4 protein-coding genes are annotated in these 6508 nt (G+C 50.0%); all 4 read left to right on the top strand.

Features of this window, described 5'->3' with window-relative positions; genetic code table 11:
* The first annotated feature begins 933 nt into the window (after nucleotides 1-933).
* The 4 genes from TY09_RS14310 (at nucleotide 934) to TY09_RS14295 (ending at nucleotide 6293) form a co-directional block, all read left to right on the top strand.
* A complete protein-coding gene (locus tag TY09_RS14310) occupies nucleotides 934-2562 on the top strand; it encodes a sensor histidine kinase (protein WP_042435761.1) in 1629 nt (542 codons plus the stop codon).
* Nucleotides 2540-3229 (top strand): response regulator, encoded by a 690-nt coding sequence (locus TY09_RS14305; protein WP_009066219.1) that lies wholly within the window; start codon nucleotides 2540-2542, stop codon nucleotides 3227-3229. The genes TY09_RS14310 and TY09_RS14305 overlap by 23 nt, the downstream gene beginning before the upstream one ends.
* Before the next feature lie 271 nt (nucleotides 3230-3500).
* Nucleotides 3501-4703: a sodium/glutamate symporter gene (locus tag TY09_RS14300; protein ID WP_042435758.1), complete on the top strand. Its 1203-nt coding sequence runs from the start codon at nucleotides 3501-3503 to the stop codon at nucleotides 4701-4703.
* A 579-nt stretch (nucleotides 4704-5282) separates the two neighbouring features.
* Entirely contained in the window at nucleotides 5283-6293 is a 1011-nt protein-coding gene (locus TY09_RS14295; RefSeq protein ID WP_052335681.1) for a TAXI family TRAP transporter solute-binding subunit, read from the top strand.
* The last annotated feature ends 215 nt before the right edge of the window (nucleotides 6294-6508 follow it).

Raw genomic sequence — 6508 nt, 5'->3', positions numbered from 1 at the left:
TCGCAAAGAAAGGAAGCAAAGATTCGCCAAGGGGGGAGTTTCGATTCTCTCCCCCTTGGACCCCCCACTCAACGACCAAAGGCGCTGCCTTTGGAAACCGGGAGAAGCTCCCGCTCTGGTGCTGTTTCACGCACAGGCATGGCCTGCGCGTGAAGTGGGTGCATAAGGGAAGCTTTAGCATCCGCAAAAGGGTATGAAAAGCCGCTGTGCTGAAAAACGTCTTCTGCAAACTGACAAATCAAAACTACCGTCAGGCAGCCCTACTGCGAGCTGACGAGAGCGCTCTGAAAATGCCCGCCGACGGACGAAAGCGCCAAGCTTTTGATTTGTAGCAGCTAGGAGAGTGGGCATTTTCATTGGAGCGCCTTACGGATGGCTTTCGTTGGTGTGTTCAGGAACCGTTCCCCAAACGGATTCCAAAGGTGTCCTTTGGAAGGCCTTTGCTTACTTTCGTCCTTTCACGAAAGTAAGTGCCCGCCCCGGCACGAGGGGCAAAGCTCTGCGCCAGCAGAAATTTCATGTGAGGCCATTCACGGAAAAAACTATTTTACCATCGAAAAGAAAGAAAAAAATTCTACCCTGACCGGGGGGCAAACTGGCAAAAAAAGAATTTTCCCCGCGGCAAAGCCGCACGAAGAAAAGCCCAAAATGGAACCGAACGAAACAAATACTCTTTTCCGGCATAAGGGACAAGCTCGTGTCAGCAGAACTTCCTGTGTGGGAAGCGCGTAAAAAATAATCTATTCTTCCGTGGAAAAAATATGGTATAATAGCCGCAAATGGCTATTATACCATCGATTGATCAATATACCACAACGGCGCTCTGCGCCTGTGGTATATGATGCGTCATGAAAAGGTGCGGGGTTCTGATTTGTGGATTGAGGGGCGCTTTTTTCTGCTCGGACAAAAAGTTGCCGGTAATTGGGAGGAGCTATGTATCACAAGAAGAAAAAAAGCGAGCTGGAACGCATGCTGTACCGGGGGTTCATGCTGATTTCCACTCTGGTGATCCTGCTTTCACTGGGCGGAACGCTGTATTTTGATATTGTCCGCCAGCAAAAAGAAATGGATACTATGATCAGCGGTATCGCGGCTTATATATCGGAGGGAACAGATGTGGTGACTATGCTGGAAAGCGGTTATCCCTCGCCTTATGTCAAGCAGTCTCTGGATGCGCTGTATGCGACGATCCCCAATATCAGCGTTGCTGAGGTCTGCAATAAGGACGGAGTCCGGTTTTACCATACCGACCGGCAAAGTACGGGCGAATCTTATGTGGATGGGGAAGAGATTCCCATTCTTCAGGGCAGCAAGCCGTATATCACTATCGGGTACGGCACAAAGGGCGCTCAGCGGCGGGCGTTTCATGCCGTTCACAACGCCAAGGGAGAAATCATCGGCTTTGTGATGGTATCGGTGTTTATCGGAGTCATTTCCGCCCGTGTGCAGAGCATTGCGCTGGTGCATCTGATGATCCTGGGCGTGATGCTGATCATCGGCTTTTTCCTGAGCCATGCCATTCTTCGGATCATGAGAAAGACCCTGATGGGTTTCCAGCCGGAAGAGCTGCTGCGCCGTTACCTGCGTCAGGATGTTGTCCTCAGCGCGGTGTCGGAAGGGCTGGTCGCCACCGATACGGCGGGGACGGTGCTGTTTGTCAATTCGGCGGCCCGCAGTCTGCTTGGGGAAGATCAGATGCTGGAGGGGCGGCCTGTTTCGGAATTGCTGCCGGACACCCGTCAGGACACTGTGGTGCGCACCGGCCAGCCGGAGGAACGCCGCTCCTGGATCGTCGGAGGGCATTCGGTGCTGGTCAACGAGGTACCCATCCGCAAGGATAATAATTCCCCCGCGGAGGGCGTTCTGACGGTTCTGTACGACCGCACCGAAATGCTGCATATGTCGGACGAGCTGTTTGGCGCCCGCAGCATGATCGACGCGCTGCGTTCGTATAACCATGAGTTTTCGAACCGCCTCCACGTGATTTTAGGGTATCTGGAAACAGGGCAGATCGAGAAGGCGATCGGATTTATCATGAACAGCAACCTGATTACCGGTCAGGTGATTTGCCAAACGGCAGATCAGATCCGTGTGTCGGAGCTTTGCGCGCTTGTCGTGGGCAAAATGATGCACGCGGCGGAACAGGGAATCCAGCTCAAGTTGATGGGGGACAGCTGCTGCATTGAGCAGGATCTTCTGATTCCCGTGGACGACATGACGACGATCGTCGGGAATCTGCTGGAAAACGCTATCGAAGACCTGAACCTCCACGAATCCGAGCTTCGGGAGATCAAGTTTGGCCTGTACTGCCGGCCGGATTGCAATATTCTGGTCTGCGAGGATACCGGCCGGGGCATTTCCCACGAGGTGATGGAGCATATGTTTGAAAAGGGCTTTTCCACCAAGGGGAAATACCGTGGAACCGGTCTGTATTTGGTGCGCCGCATCGTCCGGCAGTATGGCGGCCGGATCGACGTAGAGACAGAAGGGGGCGAAGGCACCGTCTTTACCATTACTTTCACCAGAGAGGAGCAGAAGGATGTATCAGGTAATCATTATTGAGGATGATTCCATGGTGGCGGATATCAACTGCAGATATATTGAAAATACTCCCGGCTTTGCGGTGCAGGCGGTTTTTCAGAATGGCGCGCAGGCGCTGGAATATTTGAAAGGGCACGATGTGCCTTTGATTATTCTGGACTACTATACTCCCGTCATGAATGGAATGGAGTTCGTGGACCGACTGCACGGAATGGGAAAGGCTCCCGATATTATCATGGTTACCTCGGCCAGCGACGCTCAGATCGTCTGCCAGATGGTTTCGCGCGGTATTCTGGATTATCTGGTCAAGCCGTTTGAATACCATCGCTTCCGCGAAGCTTTGGATAAGTTCCGCCAGTCCCATGAGCGCTGGCATACCCATGACGGCGCCCTCCGGCAGGAAGAAATCGATGAAATGCTTTGTTCCAGTGCGGGCAAAACGGCGCCGTCCCAAATTCTGGCCAAGGGTCTGAACGACAGCACCATGAATATGATCCGCCGTTTTTTGATGGAAAACAGCTCGTCCATGTTCACCAGTGAAGAGATCGCCGAGAGGGTGCACCTTTCGCGGATCACGGTGCGCCGCTATATGAGCTTCATGGTAGAAACGAATGAAATCACCAGTACAATCGATTATCAGACAGGGGGAAGACCGGCAATCAAGTATTCTTTTAGTAAAATGAAATAAAATTTTAGATGTATTTGTTGCAATATGTTCAAGTAGCACAATTACTTTAGCTACAAAAGAATTACGATAGTTACTTAAAATTGAAATAATTCTTTTCTCTCCTTATACTCAAACTATATTCGAGGTGGCCGGGGAAGCTTCCGAGAAAACAAAGAAAGGTGGGTGAGCTTTTTAGCAGAGACCTCGGTTTTTTTGGAAACCACACACACCATGACAGAACGGGACGGCGGTCCCGTTCCAGTTTAAGTACCTACATAAGGGAGAGGATTTTGTGGTAGAAATTTCTTTTGACGTAATGCAAAGCTGTGCAATCGCAGCTTTGGTCGTTCTGGTTGGTCGCTGGCTTGTCAAACGAGTCAAGTTTTTGCGTACCTACTGTATCCCGGGCGTTGTCGTATGTGGCTTGATTGTCAGCATCGTTCTTTCACTGCTGAAAAACGGCGGTGTTCTTACCATCAATTTTGATGTTAAGGTGCTCAAAGAATTCTTTATGGACATCTTCTTTACCGCCATTGGCTTGACCGCGTCGGCCAAGCTGATCAAAAATGCCGGCGGAAAGCTCCTGATCGGTATTACGATCACAACGATCGGTTCCATTCTGATTCAAAACGTGGTAGGCGTTCTTTTGACAAAGCCCTTTGGCCTGCATCCGCTGCTCGGCCTGGGTCTCGGCTCCCTGTCTCTGATGGGCGGCGTAGGCACCTCTGGTGCGATCGCTCCTCTGTATGAAGAGCTCGGCGCGGCCAATGCGGTTGTTATCAGCGTTATGGGTGCCACCTTCGGCATGATCTTTGCCAGCCTGGTGGGCGGCCCTGTTGCACGCTGGCTGATTAAGCGCAACAACCTGAAGGCCAATGCCAATGAAGTGGATGCCAGCAAGCAGGCCGATAATGAGGTTACCCCTCTGAACACCAAGAGCCTGATGGGCAGCGTATGCCTGGTTGTTATTTCCGCAGGTATCGGCTCTTATATCGCGATTGCGGCCGGCAAAGTCCCCGCTATTGAATTCCCCTATTTCGTAGGCTGTATGCTGGGTGCTGTTATCATCCGCAACATTCTGGATGCCGCGAAGTTTGAGGTTAACGAAGTTGAGATTGATACCGTTGGATCAATTACTCTGGATCTGTTCATCGCGATGACCATGATGACCATCGATGTTACAAAGCTGGCCGATGTGGCTGGTCCCTTCGTCATCATTCTGGCCTGCCAGATCGTTGTTATGATTCTGTGGGTTGCTTTGGTCACCTACAACGTATGCGGCAGAGATTACAACGCGGCTGTTATGACAGCGGCTCATGTGGGTATCGGCCTTGGTTCCGGCCCCAACGCCATGACAAATATGCGCGCGGTTATTTCGGAATATGGCCCTGCCAACGTTGCGTGGGTCGTCTTCACTCCCTTCGCACTCATTGTCCTGGATATTGTCAATCCGATTCTCTGCAGTGTGATTGCACCCTGGGTTGCTACTTTGTGAGTAACCGCTTCCTAAATTTTGATTACGGGTTCATTACCGTTTGAGTAGGCTTTTACTAGATCCTACATCAAACAATAGTTATTTGGTTTGTAAAAGGCAGGTTCTTTTGGAACCTGCCTTTTGCATTTTTTAAAAATACAATAAAATACAAAAACGGCGGTTCGGCAGAATGTTTGATTTTTTCCGTCTGAAATTTACTTGGAAATCCATGGCCTGCCATGGTATAATATACAAAAGCATATATTATATATAATTTTATAAATATATCATAACGGTGTTTTTCCATCTCCAGTATGAAACTCACTCAGCTGAAGAAAGGTTTGGGTCAGCTAAATCATCAACTCGTTAATTCCGAAAATATGGGCGCGGCTTTCGTGTTTGATGATTTATGATATAATAACCTCACACTACAAGCAAAAGCAGAGCTTTTGGCGGCTGAGAGCATGGAATCATCAGTTTGGTGGTTGCGGTACTTGCGCAATCCTGTTTTGGAAAGCGGCCTCAAACTTATGATAATAAATTGGAAACAAGCATGCGGCGTTTGTTCCAGTCATTTTATAACAGGGGAGGGCGATGTCAATGAGTACAGGCAGTTGTTTTAAAAAATTGGCTGCAGTATTGTGTCTTCTTGGTTTAACGGCTTCGGGGTGCCAGCCGGCGGACAGCGGCTCATCGGCCGCCGTTACGCAGAAGGAACAGCCCATTCAGGTGCTGACCATCGGTACTGCAGACAGCGGCGGTACTATGTACCCGGTAGGCCGTGCCATTGCACAGGTCATCAATGAGAACATACCCCAAATGAAAATCAACATTGGCGCATCAAACGGTTCTCTTTCCAATGTGGAAGGCCTGCGGGGCGGGCAGATTGATCTTGCTCTGGTCAGTGCGGATGTGGCATACTGCGCTTACCGGGGCGAGGATGAATTTTCGGGGAAGCCAATGAAAAATCTGCGCGCGATCGGTGCGGTGTATTTCAGCTGCTCCAACTGGATTACGAAAGATTCCCTGAATGCTGTCTATGTACATGATCTGTTGGGGAAGCGGGTTGCTGTGGGGCCGGAGAATTCCACCACGGATCTTTCCGCTAGAATTGCCCTGCAGGTTGTCGGAATCAATTCGAACAATACAAAGCTGGAAAATTACGGCCTTGGCTCCGGCAGCAAAGCGTTGGGCGAAGGAAAGCTCGATGCCGTACATGGAATGGCCGGCGTCCCCATCAAGGCGATGCAGGATTTGGCGAAGAGTGTTCCCTGCCACCTGCTGCGCTACACCGATGAAGAACTGAATGAGATACTGGATGACAACGACCAGTATCGCAAAGCGGTGATTCCCGCCGGCACCTATTACGGTCAAAAAGAAGACGTGCCCACCTTCGGCGTGAAGTGTGTGCTCTGCGTCAATGAAGATATGGACGAGGAGCTGGTCTATACGATCACAAAAATTTTGCGCGAGTCTGTAGAGGATTTGGATGAGCTCCATTACTCCATGGAGAGTATGAAGGATCTCGATTTTGTTACAAAGGATCTTCCGGTTCCGCTTCATCCCGGCGCAGAACGTTTTTACAACGAGAATTCTACCTCTCAACCTTGACAGGCGACAGGGTCTAAGGCTTTATCTGTCTTAGGTTTCAAAGTTCTTTCAGCCGTTGGCGCCTTGTTGCTGTGCACGACGTAAAGTCCTTAATAAAGAAGTCGGTTCGAACTGAAAAAGAGTCCGAATGCTTAAGCATTCGGACTCTTTTTTTGCCGTCTTGCTTTTTTCAAAGTTTACAGTCAAAAATCGAACCAATATCTAAATGGTGTATT

It is taken from the genome of Faecalispora jeddahensis (assembly GCF_000577335.1).
GTDB lineage: Bacteria > Bacillota > Clostridia > Oscillospirales > Acutalibacteraceae > Faecalispora > Faecalispora jeddahensis.
The sequence above is the reverse complement of the archived record's forward strand: the minus strand, read 5'-3'. Positions and strand labels throughout refer to the sequence as shown.